We start from the raw sequence: 16043 nt of genomic DNA, 5'->3' as shown, positions 1-16043 counted from the left end.
ATATTTATGCTTTTTGCAGATGTTCCAAGCGGGTGGACAGTTTTAATAACAGATGGGTCAGTTCCACATGTTCTTCCGGTTTCAGCACGGAAAAAATCTGATCCAGACGGTGCCATTGATTCGGCAGCAGCTCTTGAAAAAAATGAATGCCCTGCGCGGTCAATCGCAGCAAAAATGCCCGTCTGTCGCCTTCCACCGCCACGCGCTCAACCCAACCGTTCGCCACCAGCACATCGGCAATGCGGGTAATATTGGTGCGCGACAGGCCCAACATTTCGCTTAGCTGAGAAGGCTGTAATGCCCGTTCCGACTGGTAATACAGCACAATCAGCGCCATAAACGACGTGTCGTTCAGCCCGTGTTGTTTCAATAGCCGGTTGCGGTGCTCCAGATACAGCCCGTTCACATGCAGCAGCAGACGCACCAGAATAATGTTATCCACCGGCATCGACGGATTATCCCGACCGAAATCACGAATACACTGCTGCTGTTCAGAAAAAGAAATCGGCATAATATTCTCCTCCCCATCAAAAGTAAGACGCGTAATAGTAACGCCAGTGACTACTTAAGTCAAAAATAACGGGCGGATTTTTCACTTTGGCGTACGGAGAATTTATTTTTCAGCAAAATCCCGATGAATGATATAATCGGCAGACTTTCAGCTGCAAACGGAAACACAATAATGCTAAGAATAGGTCACGGTTTTGATGTACATGCCTTCGGCGGCGAAGGCCCGATTATGATAGGCGGAGTCGCCGTTCCTTATGAACGGGGCCTGCTGGCGCACAGCGACGGCGATGTGGCGCTGCACGCGCTGACCGACGCGCTGTTAGGCGCGGCCGCGCTAGGCGATATCGGCAAACTGTTTCCGGATACGGATATGCGCTACAAAGGCGCCGACAGCCGCGACTTGTTGCGCCAAGCCTACCGTCGGATTCAGGATGCAGGCTATCGTGTCGGTAATGTGGATGTCACCATTATTGCGCAGGCGCCGAAAATGCGTCCGCATATTGACGACATGCGGGCAGCGATTGCACAGGATCTGGCCTGCGATATCACACAGGTGAATGTCAAAGCCACCACGACGGAAAAACTCGGTTTTACCGGCCGCGGCGAAGGGATTGCCTGTGAAGCGGTGGCGTTGTTAGAGCAATGCTGAGAAAGCCATGACAGAATTAGCTTACTTGCAAAAAACGGCGCCGAAACAGACCGCACTTTTAAAAGCCTGCCCCACGGATTTTATCGTACGGGAACAGCTCGGTTATGCGATGTCCGGCAGCGGCGAATTCGTAGCGCTGAAAATCCGCAAAACCGGCTGCAACACCCTGTTTGTGGGCGAAAAACTGGCGCAGTTTGCCGGTATCCCGGCGCGTCATATGAGTTACGCCGGTTTAAAGGATCGCAATGCCGTAACGGAACAATGGTTCTGCCTGCACATGCCGGGGCGGGAAACGCCGGATTTCAGCACTTTTCGGCTTACCGGCGTAGATATTCTGCATATCACCCGTCATCACCGCAAAATCCGCATCGGCAGTCTGGACGGTAATGCCTTTGAGATTATGCTGCGCCATGCGCCAAACAGTGATGAATTAACCCAACGGTTAGAAAACGTACGGCAAAACGGCTTTCCCAATTATTTTACCGAACAGCGTTTCGGCCATGGCGGCGACAATCTGACACAAGCGCTGCGCTGGGCAAGGGGCGAAATCAAGGTAAATGATCGCAAAAAGCGCAGCTTTTATCTTTCCGCCGCCCGCAGCGAAGTGTTCAATCAGGTGGTCTCCGAACGCATCAGACAACATACCGCCGAACAGGTTTTACCCGGCGATATTGTGCAGCTGGCCGGCTCGCACAGCCTGTTCACGGCAGATCAGAAAGAAGATTTGAACGCCTTACAAGTGCGGTTGGAAAAACGGGATATTTTACTGACCGCACCGCTAATCGGTGAGAGCGAGGTCTGTGCAACGGCGCTGGAAAATGATATTGTGCGGCAATATCAAGATATTACCGCCCTGATGCGGCAAGCGCGCCTCTCGCCTGCCCGTCGCCCGATGATCATGCAGGCGCGGGATTTCAGCTGGGAATTTACTTCGTCCGGGCTGAAATTGAATTTTTATCTGCCTGCAGGCAGTTACGCCACCGCATTAATCCGAGAACTGGTGCGGACCGACACGGCATAACGCGGCATACCCGCGCGTCAATAACAACAAACAATAAGGATAAACACTCATGCACATACTGCTTTCCAATGATGACGGCATTCATGCCGACGGGATCAAAGCGCTGGCGTACGAACTGCGTAAAATTGCTCAGGTTACGGTGGTCGCGCCGGATCGCAACCGCAGTGCGGCCTCAAGCTCACTGACTTTAGTTGAACCGCTGCGCCCGTTAAAACTGGACAACGGCGATTACTGTATTAACGGCACGCCGGCGGATTGTGTGCATCTGGCCTTAAACGGCTTTTTATCCGGCCGGGTCGATCTGGTTGTGTCCGGCATTAACGCCGGTGTCAATCTCGGCGACGATGTGATCTATTCCGGTACGGTGGCCGCTGCGCTGGAAGGGCGTCATCTCGGTTTACCGGCCATCGCTGTGTCGCTGGACGGACGTCAGCATTATGAAAGTGCGGCTAAAATCGTCTGCGAATTAGTGCCCAAACTGCACAACCGGCTGCTGAAAAGCCGGGAAATTCTCAATATTAACGTACCGGATCTGCCCTATGCACAGTTAAAAGGCATTAAAGTCTGCCATTTGGGTCACCGGGCTGCGGCGGCGGAAGTGATCAAACAGCAAGATCCGCGCGGCGAGCATATTTACTGGATCGGGCCGTCCGGTCTGGCGGAAAATGAGCAGGAAGGCACGGATTTTCACGCGGTAAAAAACGGCTATGTGGCAATCACGCCGCTTCAGGCCGATATGACCGCCTATCACTCAATCGACGCTTTACAAGATTGGTTAAAAAGTGAATAATGTTCCGCTTTCGCGAATAACTTAAGGAGAAATCCATTGAACATTTTCGGCGCAATGTATGATAAAACCATGCAATGGTCAACCCATCGTTATGCAACCTTCTGGCTCAGTTTCGTCAGTTTTATCGAAGCGATTTTTTTCCCGATTCCGCCGGATGTGATGTTAATTCCGATGTCCATGTCAAAACCGAAAAGCGCCGTCAGATTCGCCCTGTATACCGCCGTCGCTTCGGCCGTCGGCGGGATGCTCGGTTATGCGCTGGGCTATTATGCCTTTGATTTCGTTCAGCATTATATTCAGCAATGGGGCTATCAGGCGCATTGGAATACGGCAATCTCATGGTTTAAGCAATGGGGCATTCTGGTGGTGTTTGTCGCCGGATTTTCGCCGATTCCCTATAAAGTGTTCACTATTTGCGCCGGGGTGATGCAAATGGCGTTTTTACCCTTTGTCATCACCGCATTCGTTTCGCGCGCCGCCAGATTCCTGATTGTGGCGAAACTGGCTGCCTGGGGCGGTGAGAAATTCGCAGCGAAATTACGCAAATCCATTGAAATTATCGGTTGGTCGGTTGTTGCGCTGGCCGTTATCGCTTATTTAATTTTACGATAATCAGGGTGTGAAAATGAATAAATTGTGTTTATTGTTGTCTATACTCTTAATGCTTACCGCCTGCTCATCTGCCGAGGCGCCGCCCGATGAAAACAGCTTAGCGCCGGGAATGATGGAGCCGGTGCCTGAAACGGGTGCGGTTGCAGGTGCCGACTGGTCGCCGAACATTGAGAAACAACAAATGCCTGAAACGATGAATTAATAGAAGGAAGACAAAAGAAATGAACAAATCCTTTTTACTTTTACCTGTCAGCCTGGCTGTACTGGCGGCCTGTAGTTCCAATACGCCCGCGCCGGTTGAAAATGCAGATAATGCGCTTACCCCCGGCATTATGCAGCCGGTCGATAGCGGCGGCAATAATACTTGGAATCCGCAGATTCAGCAGCAAAGCATGCCGGAAAGTATGACCGTTCAGCCTGCCGCATCAAACAGCTTACCTGCCGCACAGACCCAACCGGTTTCGCAGCCGCAGATTCAACAACCGGCAATGCAGACAGCGGCACAAACGCCGGTGCAACAACCGGCGGCACAACCCGTTGCCAATCAACAAAGCGCGCCTGCCAGCGCAGCGGTAACAAAACCGGTCAGCCAGAATTTTGAAATTCCGCGCAATCCGCAAACCAACGCACCGGATTACAGCAAAATCGACAAGGGTTTTTACAAAGGTGAAACCTATACCGTCAGAAAAGGCGACACCATGTTCCTGATCGCCTATATTTCCGGCATGGATGTCAAAGAGCTTGCCGCCTTAAATAATATGGCCGAACCTTATCATCTCAGCGTAGGACAAACCTTAAAGATTACTAATCACACCAACACGGCGGCAGTGGCGGCACCTGCGGTTACCACAACGGCAACCGCGCAGACCGCCGTTAAACCGGTCGAACCGGCGGTTACTTACACACCGGGGCCGAACGGCACTCAATACGGTTCGGACGGTTCAATTATCGGGCCGATTAAATCGGGAGTCGGCACCAATCCGCCGCTGACTCAAACCGCTTCGGTACCGGCAGGCAACACCGCGCCGGCACAACCGACCGCGCAGGCCGTTCCGGTACAAAGTACCGTGGTCGCGCCTGCCGTATCCAATGTCGTCTGGCGCTGGCCGACCAATGGCAGCATCGTGCAAGGCTTCTCCAGCTCCGACGGCGGCAATAAAGGGATTGACATCAGCGGTTCGCGCGGACAGGCGGTCAATGCGGCGGCGGCCGGTCGTGTGGTTTATGCGGGCAACGCATTACGCGGTTACGGCAACCTGATTATCATTAAACATAACGACGATTATCTGAGCGCCTACGCACATAACGAGAGCATTCTGGTGAAAGATCAGCAGGAAGTGAAAGCCGGTCAGCAAATTGCCAAAATGGGCAGCTCCGGTACCAATAGCGTAAAACTGCATTTTGAAATCCGCTATAAAGGTAAATCCGTTGATCCGGTACGTTATTTACCGCGGCGTTAATGCAGATGAATATGCGAGCCTTGCCGCTGTTAGGCGGTATTCTGCTGACGGCCGCCTGTACGGCGCAATCGGCCGATATGCCCTTAGTGGGCGCCGATAAAGACGCGCACGATTGCATCGGCTCCGCCGGTTACAGTTGGTCGATACTGAAACAGGAATGCGTACAGCCGTTTTCCGTGGCGGATATTCGCCTGACCGATCCGGATAATGCCACGCTGGCGGTGTATGTGATCTTATCGGCGGACAAATCTCAGGCGGAACTGTTCGCCGCCGATCTGCCGCCGGGCACGCGGCTTCAGGCGGTAAAAGGCGGTTATCTGTCCGATGACGGCAACATACGCCTGCTAAAAACCCGGCAGGGCTGGACGCTGAAAAAATAATTTAGTGCGGTCAAAAAATAACGCATTTTTGACCGCACTTTTAATAACGGAGGGCGCAACTGCTATTGCAGTGCTTTTAACGTCTTGTGATATTCGCCGGAGTTTTGCAGCAGAATTCTGGCCGCCTGTTTCAATTTATTCACATCCGAGCGGGGCAGATAAAAGGAAGTGCTGATATTCAGCACCTCTTTTTTCAGCGGCGATTCGGGCAAATCTTTCAACCCCAGACTGACGAAATACATCTCAACCCGTTTTTGCGCCGGCATTTTACGCATAAACTGATTCCATCCGTCGGTAAACTCCCGGAAACGGCGCAGCGTGGTTTGCGTATTGCGATCGATCGGCACGTTAATCACCGTATTAATCACATAGGCGGCCGTCGGCACATCGGCGGATTTATCAATTTCGTTGGACACCTCGTTCTGCGCATTCACATTAATCACCACAATACGTTTTACACCGGTCTCCATCGCCTTGTGATACAGCAACTCCTGCCCCGCCACATCGTAAATATCAACCAGCCCCGCCAGCCCCAGATTATCAGTCAAACCGCCGTCCACCAAATGAATATAAGGCCGCTCTCGGCTGTTACTGTACAGCGACAAGGTGTTTTCCAGCTCGTCGATATTTTTAGCGCGCAACATATCATTTTTATTGGTCACGATATATTCCAGCGCTTGCGAAGAAAAATGACAATTTCCCGCATTATTGTTCAGCGTCAGCGGGCTGAATACCAACGGTACCGCGCTGGATGCCGCCACCGCCCGGGCGATTTCCATATCGCTTAAATTCAGGCACAGACCGTCAAAAAATTCCTGCGTAAAGGTGACTTTCTGCCCCACATTCATATCCGTCGCACTGATAATCGCAAAGGGGCCTTTACGCTGCGTTGCCAAATCGCCGAAGGTTTTCTTTTTGTACAGCGCGAGATTAAACTGTTCCTGCAGCAAATCACTGCGCCCGAACTGGGGCGATGTCAGACGCGGCAAATTAGACAGGGAAAATACTTGGCTGATGATTTCGCGCTGGAAATCTTTTTTCAGAAAATTCTCTTCAAATTTCGGCACCACATCGCGCCCTTCCAAAGAAAAATACGCGGCCAGAACGGAACCGCCGGAAACGCCGTACACCAGGTCAATATTGTCCAACAGCGTATCCCCTTTCTTGCTGCGGCGCACCGGCGTGCGTTTAAACTCTTCCAATATGCCGTACCCCAGCGCGGCGGCACGGCTTCCCCCGCCGGAAAATACCAGCACGACCAGATTGCCATCACTGGTCTGCACCGCCGTTTTGGTGCGATAACCTTCCTGCGGATTAACCCGGCTGATGGTTTCCACCGGCTGATAAGCCACCAGACTACAGGCGGATAACAAAAGCGTACACGATAAAATTAAAATGTTTTTCATATTATTCCGATATTATGACGCGCTTTCATAAAGATTTTACCGATTAAAAACCATAAAATCTCTATTAAAACTTTAACTCAATGGAGGGTTATTATGGCAGAAAGCCGCTTGATTTCGCAACTTTAAGCCGTGATAGAAAGGTATTGCAAAGCAAAAGCGATAGCGCTCAAATAAATGAAATGAATTAAGCGACGCGGTGTGACGGCAGCGCTATATGATTGCCGCGGGCTGGCAATCATTAACGGCATGATTTGTTTGCGAAGTGCTAAACGCCTGAGCGGACATTTTTATGCCATTAGCGAAACGGTGGAGATGGCATAATTTGCAAATTCCTATCAAAATCTGATCGCTTGTTTCATTTCATCAAAATTTTCACCCGCACTTTTTCTTTTGAAACAAAAGTGCGGTTGTTTTTTGTGCCGTTTTGAAAAGACAAGCAGTCAAATTTTTCTAATTTTATCCGCTTAATTCGCCATCAGTTGATCCAGAAATTGAGACAATTTTTCGTTCATTTCTTGATAATCGTGACGGGCAATTTCGTCGGCGGAATAAATGTGCATTTTATTTTACTTTCCTGTGTTTATGAAAGGGAGAAAGTGTAATGAAATGCGAACGGTTTTTCGCTGAATTTCAACATAAATCCACCATTTCACGACACATCGGCAATGTGTTTAACAAAGGTGAGCTTGAACCACATTCGGTTGTTGCAAAATGTGCAACAACTGCCAGCGATAACAGAATATTCGTAGGAACGGCTTCCCCATCATTGCATATTTTCGGCCAGTTTTTGATGGGCTAAAGCCCCCTATAATTTACACATTGTTAGCCAAATTAGACCGTTTAGCCCTCCACCAGCTCATCGGCAATTTTTTCCGCTTGCGTCAGTACAAACTCAATGGCTTCTTCTTGTTTATCAGGCGGATATTTGAACAAACGTAGCACACGGCGGACTTCGAGGCGCATTCTGGAACGCACGCTTTCTTTGCGCTGCCAGTCTATGGTTGCCGATTTGCGCAGTTTGTCGGTGATCGTTTGCGCGATCTGTTTAAGAACTTCATCGCCCATTTCGCGCAGCGCACTTTCGTTTTTGGCGAGCGCGTCATAAAAAGCGATTTCGGCGGCGGTCAGCCCTAATTTTTCGCCTCGCGCACGGCGGGCTTCAAATTCTTTGGCGAGCTTAATCAACTCGTCCAACACTTGCACCGTGCTTAAACTTTGGTTGTGATATTTGTTGATGGCATCTTTCAGGCGTTGCTCAAAATCCTTTTGCAGCGCGATATTGTTGTTGGATTTGTCACGAATTTCCTTGGCGAGATAACGTTCAATCGCCGACACCCAAAGCGATTGCTGCTGGCTGTTTTTGACTTTGTTGAGAAATTCATCGGACAAAATGCTGATATTCGGCTGCTCTAAATTGAGTAATTCAAACAAATTGACCGCGCCGTCGGCGTGCACCGCTTGGTTGAGCAGGGCAACGAGCTGTAATAATTTATCGCCGTTTTGCTTGCCCGATTTCGGTTCAGGCTTGGCAATCACCGCTCGCACCGCATCCAAAAACGCCAACTCTCGATGATAGGCTTTCATTTCAGGGCTGTAACCGCAGAGCGAATAGCCTTTTTTCGCCAAGCGGACAGCTTTCAGAAAAGCGTTTTTGCGTGGCGTTGGATCTTTTTCATCGTGCTGTTCATTTAGGCTATCTAATGACAAAATATGGTTCGCTGCCGCTAAAATCGCACGGAACAGAGCTTGCTCATCGGTTAGGGCTAATTTGTCAAAAAGTGGGAAAATCTGACCGTTTACAGGTGTCGCAAACTGCCCACGCACGATGTCCAAACATTCCAACACTTTATTTTTAATTTCGCCAATATCAGTGGTCATCTCACCCTTGCCGTTGGCGTTAGTATATTCACACGCAGCGGCTTTAAGTTCTTCGGCAATACCGACATAATCGACGATAAGCCCGCCATTTTCACGGCTTTTGTTGCGAAAAACACGGTTTACCCGAGCTATCGCCTGCATTAAATTATGCCCTTTCATCGGCTTGTCGATATACATTGTGTTACAGCACGGCGCGTCAAAGCCCGTCAGCCACATATCCCGCACAATCACGACTTTGAGCGGATCGGACGGATTTTTAAAGCGCGTTTCCAGCGTTTTTTTATCCATCGCGCCATGAATATGCGGCTGGAAATGGGCGGGATCGGTCGCCGATCCTGTCATTACAATCTTAATTTCGCCATCGTTAATCTCGTCGCTGTGCCAACTTGGGCGAAGTGCGGTGATTTTTTCGTACAATTTTACGCAAATCTCGCGGCTCATCGCGACAATCATCGCCTTGCCGTCTTGCAGTTCGTTGCGCTTTTCAAAATGCTGAACAAAATCTTCCGCCAATTTTGACAGCCGCTCGTCCGTACCCATCAACTGCTCGCGCAGGCGGAACATCACATTTTCATCATCGCCGTACACCGCATCCATTTCTCGCACTTTGTCGGCAAAATCCAACCCTTCTTCAATCGGAATTTGGCGAGCTTCATACACAATCGGCACAGTCGCGCCGTCTTCGACAGCGTCGTGAATATCATAAATCGACACATATTTGCCGAACACTTCTTGGGTGTCGCGATCCTCTAAACTAATCGGCGTGCCTGTAAAACCAATAAAAGCGGCGTTCGGTAACGCATCGCGCAAATGTTTGGCGTAACCGAAACGGTAGCCCTGCGCGCCTTGATATTCGCCGTTTTGCTTGTTCAAACTCAACTTTTCCGTAAAGCCATATTGCGAACGGTGCGCCTCGTCGCTAATCACAATAATATTGCGGCGATCGTTGAGCATTGGGTGTTTTCGCTCATCGTCGAGCAGGGCGAATTTTTGAATGGTAGTAAAAACAATGCCTCCGGCCTCACGTTTGGCAAGCTCGGCACGTAGTTCATCGCGGCTGTGCGCTTGCATAGGCTGCTGGCGAATCAGCTCGCTACCTGCGGAAAATGTGGCGAAAAGCTGCCCGTCTAAATCGTTGCGATCGGTGACTACCACAATCGTCGGGTTTTGCAACGTCGGTTCTGCTAACACTTTTGCCGCATAAAACAGCATTGAAATCGACTTACCCGAACCTTGCGTATGCCACATCACGCCGATTTTGCCGTTGCCGCACTCGCCACTTGCAAGTAACGTACATTCAACCGCTTCATTCACGCCGTAGAATTGATGATACGCCGCGATTTTTTTGATTAAATCGCCGCTTTCCGTGCGTTCAAACAAGATGAAATTTTGGATATAGTTGAGCAGATTTTTTGGCGACATTAAACCGTTAACCAGCCCCGACAGTTCATTTTCAAAGGGAATACGCGTTTTTTGCTTCTCGTCCACCACACGCCAAGGTGTAAAGCGGTCGAAATTCGCCGTTAAAGAACCAAGGCGAGCCGCCGTGCCATCGCTAATCACTAACGCTTGATTGTAGGCAAACAGATCAGCGATTTCATCTTTGTAGGTTTGTAATTGTTGATATGCGTCAGTCAGCGTTGCATTTTCGGTCAGCGGATTTTTCAGTTCAAACAGCACCATCGGCAAGCCGTTGATAAAGCCAATCACATCAGGGCGGCGGTTGCCTTTTTTGCCCTTAATCGTCAGCTGATTAACCACGCAAAAATGGTTATTTTCCACATTCTGGAAATCCACAATACGTGCCGGCTCCACTTTTTGCTCGCCAGCCGCATTGCGATAAACCACACGCACACCAAAGCGTAAAAAATGATAAAACTGCTGATTACGTGCAGCCAAATCCACCAAATCCGCACGCAATACTGTTGAAACCGCCTCATCTACCGCAGTCGGCGGCAAATTAGGATTTAAGCGCACCACCGCCGCACGCAACTCATCACGAAACACCACATCGGTCGCTTTCGCACGCAACGGCAAACTACCCGAAGGGGTAATATCATAGCCATAAACAGACTCCCATCCTAACCGCTGCATTTCTTCCAACGCAATTTGCTCGATAGTGTTTTCATTGATGAGGCGCATTTTGTTCTCCCGTGTTTATATTTGTATATTTGATATTTTGCGGAAATTTGACCGTTTACATTTTAATTCGGCATTTCGTGCATATTCGATATTTTTCGGACGCACGCAGTGCGTCCCTACATTAGATCGAGCATTTAATACGATTTACTAAAAATCACCAATATTGTGTAGGGACGCACTGCGTGCGTCCCTACATTAGATCGAGCATTTAATACGATTTGCCAAAATCACCAATATTGTGTAGGGACGCACTGCGTACGTCCGCAGCGATTCTAATGTTCCAAATATTATCAATTTGATGCTCAAAGTATAATTTTTGCGATCATGATCGAAAATTGCCACATTCCCATTTTACATTTCCAATAACTCATTTCATATTTTCCCCAAAATTCGGAGGATTCATGTTACCAAATCGAAAATTAATTCGTGTGAAATGGCATAATTATCAAAACGGAGCATATTTCATTACCATTTGTACCAAAAACAAACAACATTATTTCGGTAAAATTTATAATCAAAAAATGTATTTATCCATTTTGGGCGAAAAATTACACTCAATTATATTGAATACAATAGAAATTCGTCAAAGCCAATATATAAATCTTCCCATTTTTACCATAATGCCCAATCATTTACATTTTATTATAGTGTTAAATACATCCAAAGATATTTCACAACATTCATTCCAACCACAACGAGAAAACTTAGCGTCAATAATTCGTGGTATTAAGTGCCAATTAACTAGTTTTGCCAAACAAAATAATATTCCATTTGAATGGCAATCACGATATTACGATCGCATTATTCGCAATGATCGTGAATTTGGTTTTATTTATGATTATATTGATCATAACGTAATAAATTGGGAGCAGGATAAATTGTATTCATAACATAAACATTTGCATAAATTTTTGTTTACGGACGCATTCAATGCGTCCCTACATTTGATCGAGCATATACGCAAGATATCGTAAAAATCACAGAACCCTTGTAGGGACGCACTGCGTGCGTCCGCCATCACAACCCCAAAATTTATTAATTTCCAAAAAAAATCAACCAGTTAAATTTCCATTCACAATGCAGTAATATTTTCGAATATATTTGCAAATAAGTTCATCGATAAAATAAACATTGGCGTAAATTCCTGTTTGCGGACGCATTCAATGCATCCCTACATTTGATCTCGATAAATTCGAGATCTTGTTAAACCCACAGAACCATTGTAGGGACGCACTGCGTGCGTCCGCAATCACAACCCCAAAATTTATTAATTTCCAAAAAATCAACCATTTAAATTTCCATTCACAATGCAGTAATATTTTCGAATATATTTGAAAATAAGCTCATCGGTAAAATAAATTTGGCATAAATTCCCATTTGCGGACGCATTCAATGCGTCCCTACATTTGATCTCTATAAATTCGAAATTTCGTAAAAACCACAGAACCATTGTAGGGACGCACTGCGTGCGTCCGCAATCCCAACCCGCAATTTGTCAATTTTTCTGAAAAAATGACCGTTTACAGTGTTTCTTGTAAACGTAAATTTTCTAAATCTTTAAAATTCTCCAATTCATCACAATAAGCGATTTTATCTTGATTAAATAAGGCTTTTGAATAAGATATTTTAAGCATTAAACTTCCAGTTTCTTGCTCAAAATAATCATCTAAAAATCTGTTAAATTCAGGATAATCTTCATATCGTATTCTCTCTGATTTTTGATAATCGCCTGAAACAATGTAAAAATGTAAAATGAAGCCTAGAACTGCATTAGTTGAATGAGCAACAAATAATGCAAGATCTGATGATAATTTAGGGTGTTCAATATCTTGTCCGTGTGTTGCAAAACTACTATTATTTCTAATTTCAGCAATGTAATGAAGAATGCCTTTTAATTTTTTTATTAATGCAATGATATGATTTTTATCTGGGTGATAATCTACGTTTAATGCATCTAAGGCAGCTGATGTTAAATTAGGAAAATTATTAGGAATTGGCTTTCCTTTATCATTTAAAATTGTTTTGCAAACACCTTCAATTACAGACTTACTTGTTTCAATGCTTAGCATTGGATTTTTGTGTATGTTTTCTATAATACAATGAATATGCTCTTGATAATGTTGAAAACTTGGAGCTTTATCCATTGAATCTAAAATCCATTTCATCATAATTGGATTTCTCCACCCAACAACTTAGGCAATAACTCATCTCTAATTTTCTCTAATAGTGAAGAGTTTTCTTTGTTTTCTATTATTTTCTTAATTGAGTTTAACAATAGCTCATTGAAAAATAGAATTAAATCATCAGAAGGAATGATGAACTCATAGTTTAAAACCCTAGATTTATCTGTGTGCGGAATGCTTGTCCCTGTCGTATGAGCTTGAATATCACTTTCTTGATATTTTAAATATTGGTTTAATAACGCCCAATATTTTTTATTGGCTAAATTCATCTTGGCTAATGTAGAACCAATAACACCATTAAATCCAATGAAGACTTTTCCCGAAGCAGAACCGTCCATTAAAATTAAAGTATCCGTGATTTCACAGATCACGCTTCTTTCAATTTGGGCATATTCAATTTGGTTTCCTGATATGGTAGCCATTAGAATATGGGGTAAATATCCATTATTTGGGTTTTCCGAAATATGTTTAGGTTTTTTGCCTTTTACAAATTGTGCGATTTCCCCAATCTTTTTCGTTTCCCACCCCAACGGCAAACCATTCTCCCCAATCCCACTCGGAAACGCTTCCGCCACTTTATACAACATTTCAAACCGTTTTGGTTCTTCGGTTTGCAAGCGGTCTAATTCTGCTGATGATTTACCACTTATCACTGCCATTGCTGCAAGGTTGGCTTGGTGTTCGGTTTCGCCACGGGTAAGACTTTCGGCTTTGGTATGCACGGGGTCGAAGTCAATAAACCAGCTTTTGAAGATCGCTTGGGCGATTTGTTCTAGGGTTTGGTTGATTTGGGTGTTGAGTTCGATTTTTTCATCTAAATTACCTAGAATATACGAAATCTTCTCTTGCTGTTCTAAGCTAGGTAAACTTATTTTTAAATTTAAAAGATGTGGCACTTTTAAACTGGGCTGAACACTACCAATATCTAAACTTAAAATTTTATTTCTAATAGTTTTATCGTTCAAAAAATAATACAAAAAATCAGGGCTTAGAATTTCAGTTTTGGCTCTTAATGCAATTAGATTTTGGGCAATGCAACCTCTATCTTCTGATAAAATAGCTACATTTCCTAAACTTCCTACGGTAGGAATTAATATATCTCCGCATTTTGGGTGTCCTTTTCTAAACCAAGAATTAAAAGTGTCAGTTGATACAAATTTGCTTATCTTTGTATAATCAGGATTTTTCTTTTTATTTGTTATTGATGCTACTTCAATTAACTCATATCCTGTATTTGATAATGGCGGAGTTTTTCCCCTATTATCAATTACTAGTGAAATACAATCTCCTAATTTATAAGTTGCCCACTTACTCATACCCCAATTCCCCCAAATTCATTTTAATTTTCGCTTCCAATTCCGCACTTTGTTTAAATTGTTCCTTTAAAAGTGCGGTCAGATTTTGCATTTTTTCTGCAAATGGAATGCCGTCGTCTTCTTGTTCAGGCGTGCCGACGTATCTCCCCGGGGTGAGTACAAATTCGTTTTGGGCGATTTCATCAAGCGTGGCGGCGTAGCAGAACGCTGGCTGGTTTTGGTAATCGCTTCCTTGTTGCCAAGCGTGGTAGGTGTTGGCGATGTGAGCGATGTCGGCTTGCGTGAAGTCTCGCAAAGTGCGGTCTTTCATATAGCCGATTTGGCGTGCGTCGATAAACAACACTTCATTTTTGCGTGCTTTGGCTTTGTTGAGCAGCCAAATGCAGGCGGGGATTTGGGTGTTGGTAAAGAGCTGGCTTGGCAGTGCGATCATCGCTTCAACAAGGTCTGCGTTGATGATGTTTTTGCGGATTTCGCCTTCGTTGTTGGTCTGTGAAGACATTGAGCCGTTGGCGAGCAGCAACGCCATTTTGCCTTTTGGGGAAAGGTGGTAAATCATATGTTGCAGCCAGGCAAAGTTGGCGTTGCCCGTAGGCGGTGTGCCGTATTGCCAGCGTGGGTCGGCGGCGAGTTTTTCGCTCCACCATTCCTTCATATTAAACGGCGGATTTGCCATTATGAAGTCCATTTTTTTGTCGATGTGCTTCGGTTGGTTGAAGGTGTCGGCATTTGAGCCGCCGAAATCGCAATCTAGCCCACGGATCGCCATATTCATTGACGCAAGTTTCCATGTGGTTAGGTTGGATTCTTGCCCGAAAATGGAGATTTGGTTGCGGTTGCCTGCGTGTTCGGCAATAAAGCGTTCGGTTTGCACAAAAAAGCCGCCCGAACCCATTGCTGGGTCGTACACTCGCCCTGCGTAAGGCTCTAACATTTCGACAATCAGCGTTACAATGGATTTTGGCGTGAAGTATTGCCCGCCTTTTTTGCCTTCGGCAAGGGCGAATTGCCCAAGAAAATACTCGTAAACGTGTCCGAGAATATCTTTGGCGGCGAGCGAAATTGGCTTACCGTCGAGCGTTGGGCGAGTGAAATCGGTGTCGGAGAAGATTTCGATTAAGCCGATCACGGTTTCTTCTTTCACTTCATATTTGGCAAGGCGTTCTAGCACGCCTTTGAGTTTCGGGTTCTCTTTTTCGAGCAGGTCGAAAGCGTCGTCAATTAGGCTGACTACGCCGTTGAATTTTTTGTCGTTCCAAATGGTTGAGCCGATTGGCACACGGGCGACGGCTTTGATTTCGTCCCAGCGGGCTTGTTTTGGCACATAGAAGATGTTGTCTTGTTGGTAGTATTCCCGAATTTCCAGCTCGGCTTGGATTTCGTCTTCTGATAAATCAGGCAGGTAGAAGTCGGATTGCGGGTCGTTTAAAGCGGCAAGAATTTGAGCTTGCTGGGCGGCGAAGCTGTCGGAGACGTATTTTAGGAAGATTAAACCGAGAACGATATGTTTGTAGTTGGCAGCGTCCAGTTCCTTGCGGAGTTGGTCGGCAGATTTCCAAAGTTTGGCATCAAGTTGATTTAAAAACGCTTGTTGTTCGGCAAGAACAACGGCATCATTTTGCTGTGCTGTGCTGTGCTGTGCTGTGCTGTGCTGTGCTGTGCTGTGCTGTGCTGTGCTGTGCTGTGCTGTGCTGTG

The 16043-nt window shown here is 46.3% G+C and carries 14 protein-coding genes; 8 read left to right on the top strand and 6 right to left on the bottom strand.

The genetic code is table 11. The features are described from left to right. Positions 1–4 precede the first annotated feature (4 nt). Positions 5–511: a MarR family transcriptional regulator gene (locus ACESOH_RS10325; RefSeq protein WP_373101051.1), complete on the bottom strand. Its 507-nt coding sequence runs from the start codon at positions 509–511 to the stop codon at positions 5–7. Positions 512–682: 171 nt separating this feature from the next. On the opposite strand from ACESOH_RS10325, the gene ispF reads away from it, so the two are divergent. Genes ispF through ACESOH_RS10290 form a run of 7 tightly spaced genes read left to right on the top strand, consistent with a single transcriptional unit; the run spans position 683 to position 5422 of the window. After that, positions 683–1159 carry a 2-C-methyl-D-erythritol 2,4-cyclodiphosphate synthase gene (ispF, locus tag ACESOH_RS10320; RefSeq protein ID WP_373101050.1) on the top strand — a complete coding sequence of 159 codons (477 nt, stop codon included), beginning with the start codon at positions 683–685 and terminating at the stop codon, positions 1157–1159. A 7-nt stretch (positions 1160–1166) separates the two neighbouring features. Then, positions 1167–2180, top strand: coding sequence for a tRNA pseudouridine(13) synthase TruD (truD, locus tag ACESOH_RS10315; RefSeq protein WP_373101048.1), 1014 nt, complete (start codon positions 1167–1169; stop codon positions 2178–2180). Positions 2181–2229: 49 nt separating this feature from the next. Next, positions 2230–2970 carry a 5'/3'-nucleotidase SurE gene (gene surE, locus ACESOH_RS10310; protein ID WP_373101047.1) on the top strand — a complete coding sequence of 247 codons (741 nt, stop codon included), beginning with the start codon at positions 2230–2232 and terminating at the stop codon, positions 2968–2970. A 36-nt stretch (positions 2971–3006) separates the two neighbouring features. Next, complete coding sequence (locus ACESOH_RS10305) at positions 3007–3582, top strand: YqaA family protein (protein ID WP_032092396.1); 576 nt, start codon at positions 3007–3009, stop codon at positions 3580–3582. Between the two features lie 13 nt (positions 3583–3595). Further along, on the top strand, positions 3596–3784 hold the full coding sequence (locus ACESOH_RS10300) for a hypothetical protein (RefSeq protein ID WP_373101046.1): 189 nt from the start codon (positions 3596–3598) through the stop codon (positions 3782–3784). Positions 3785–3803: 19 nt separating this feature from the next. Further along, complete coding sequence (gene nlpD, locus ACESOH_RS10295; protein WP_373101044.1) at positions 3804–5042, top strand: murein hydrolase activator NlpD; 1239 nt, start codon at positions 3804–3806, stop codon at positions 5040–5042. Further along, a complete protein-coding gene (locus tag ACESOH_RS10290; protein WP_373101043.1) occupies positions 5042–5422 on the top strand; it encodes a hypothetical protein in 381 nt (126 codons plus the stop codon). Before nlpD ends, ACESOH_RS10290 begins: the two co-directional genes overlap by 1 nt. A gap of 62 nt (positions 5423–5484) precedes the next feature. On the opposite strand, the gene ACESOH_RS10285 is transcribed toward ACESOH_RS10290, so the two are convergent. Both ACESOH_RS10285 and ACESOH_RS10280 read right to left on the bottom strand, forming a co-directional pair. Next, positions 5485–6828, bottom strand: coding sequence for a patatin-like phospholipase family protein (locus ACESOH_RS10285; RefSeq protein WP_373101042.1), 1344 nt, complete (start codon positions 6826–6828; stop codon positions 5485–5487). An 840-nt stretch (positions 6829–7668) separates the two neighbouring features. Beyond that, on the bottom strand, positions 7669–10848 hold the full coding sequence (locus ACESOH_RS10280) for a type I restriction endonuclease subunit R (RefSeq protein WP_373101041.1): 3180 nt from the start codon (positions 10846–10848) through the stop codon (positions 7669–7671). A gap of 401 nt (positions 10849–11249) precedes the next feature. Here ACESOH_RS10280 and ACESOH_RS10275 point away from each other — a divergent pair, with 401 nt between their 5' ends. Continuing rightward, positions 11250–11738 carry a transposase gene (locus ACESOH_RS10275; protein WP_373101039.1) on the top strand — a complete coding sequence of 163 codons (489 nt, stop codon included), beginning with the start codon at positions 11250–11252 and terminating at the stop codon, positions 11736–11738. A 630-nt stretch (positions 11739–12368) separates the two neighbouring features. Here the strand turns inward: ACESOH_RS10275 and ACESOH_RS10270 are convergent. From ACESOH_RS10270 to ACESOH_RS10260, 3 genes are all read right to left on the bottom strand, one after another. Then, positions 12369–13016: an abortive infection family protein gene (locus tag ACESOH_RS10270; protein ID WP_373101037.1), complete on the bottom strand. Its 648-nt coding sequence runs from the start codon at positions 13014–13016 to the stop codon at positions 12369–12371. Beyond that, positions 13013–14347, bottom strand: coding sequence for a restriction endonuclease subunit S (locus ACESOH_RS10265; RefSeq protein WP_373101035.1), 1335 nt, complete (start codon positions 14345–14347; stop codon positions 13013–13015). The genes ACESOH_RS10270 and ACESOH_RS10265 overlap by 4 nt, the downstream gene beginning before the upstream one ends. After that, the coding region (locus ACESOH_RS10260) for a class I SAM-dependent DNA methyltransferase (protein WP_373101033.1) at positions 14340–16043 on the bottom strand (1704 nt) is incomplete at its 5' end. The genes ACESOH_RS10260 and ACESOH_RS10265, both read right to left, overlap by 8 nt.

Origin of the sequence: Necropsobacter rosorum (genome assembly GCF_964241405.1) — a bacterium.
In the GTDB taxonomy this organism is placed as follows: Bacteria; Pseudomonadota; Gammaproteobacteria; order Enterobacterales; family Pasteurellaceae; genus Necropsobacter; species Necropsobacter rosorum.
Note: the sequence above shows the minus strand (reverse complement) of the source record. Positions and strands in the feature narration are given on the sequence as shown.

Coding starts and splice junctions, on each gene's coding strand:
- ACESOH_RS10325 (WP_373101051.1), bottom strand. CDS start 511: ATGCCGATTTCTTTTTCTGAACAGCAGCAGTGTATTCGTGATTTCGGT.
- ispF (WP_373101050.1), top strand. CDS start 683: ATGCTAAGAATAGGTCACGGTTTTGATGTACATGCCTTCGGCGGCGAA.
- truD (WP_373101048.1), top strand. CDS start 1,167: ATGACAGAATTAGCTTACTTGCAAAAAACGGCGCCGAAACAGACCGCA.
- surE (WP_373101047.1), top strand. CDS start 2,230: ATGCACATACTGCTTTCCAATGATGACGGCATTCATGCCGACGGGATC.
- ACESOH_RS10300 (WP_373101046.1), top strand. CDS start 3,596: ATGAATAAATTGTGTTTATTGTTGTCTATACTCTTAATGCTTACCGCC.
- nlpD (WP_373101044.1), top strand. CDS start 3,804: ATGAACAAATCCTTTTTACTTTTACCTGTCAGCCTGGCTGTACTGGCG.
- ACESOH_RS10290 (WP_373101043.1), top strand. CDS start 5,042: ATGCAGATGAATATGCGAGCCTTGCCGCTGTTAGGCGGTATTCTGCTG.
- ACESOH_RS10285 (WP_373101042.1), bottom strand. CDS start 6,828: ATGAAAAACATTTTAATTTTATCGTGTACGCTTTTGTTATCCGCCTGT.
- ACESOH_RS10280 (WP_373101041.1), bottom strand. CDS start 10,848: ATGCGCCTCATCAATGAAAACACTATCGAGCAAATTGCGTTGGAAGAA.
- ACESOH_RS10275 (WP_373101039.1), top strand. CDS start 11,250: ATGTTACCAAATCGAAAATTAATTCGTGTGAAATGGCATAATTATCAA.
- ACESOH_RS10270 (WP_373101037.1), bottom strand. CDS start 13,016: ATGATGAAATGGATTTTAGATTCAATGGATAAAGCTCCAAGTTTTCAA.
- ACESOH_RS10265 (WP_373101035.1), bottom strand. CDS start 14,347: ATGAGTAAGTGGGCAACTTATAAATTAGGAGATTGTATTTCACTAGTA.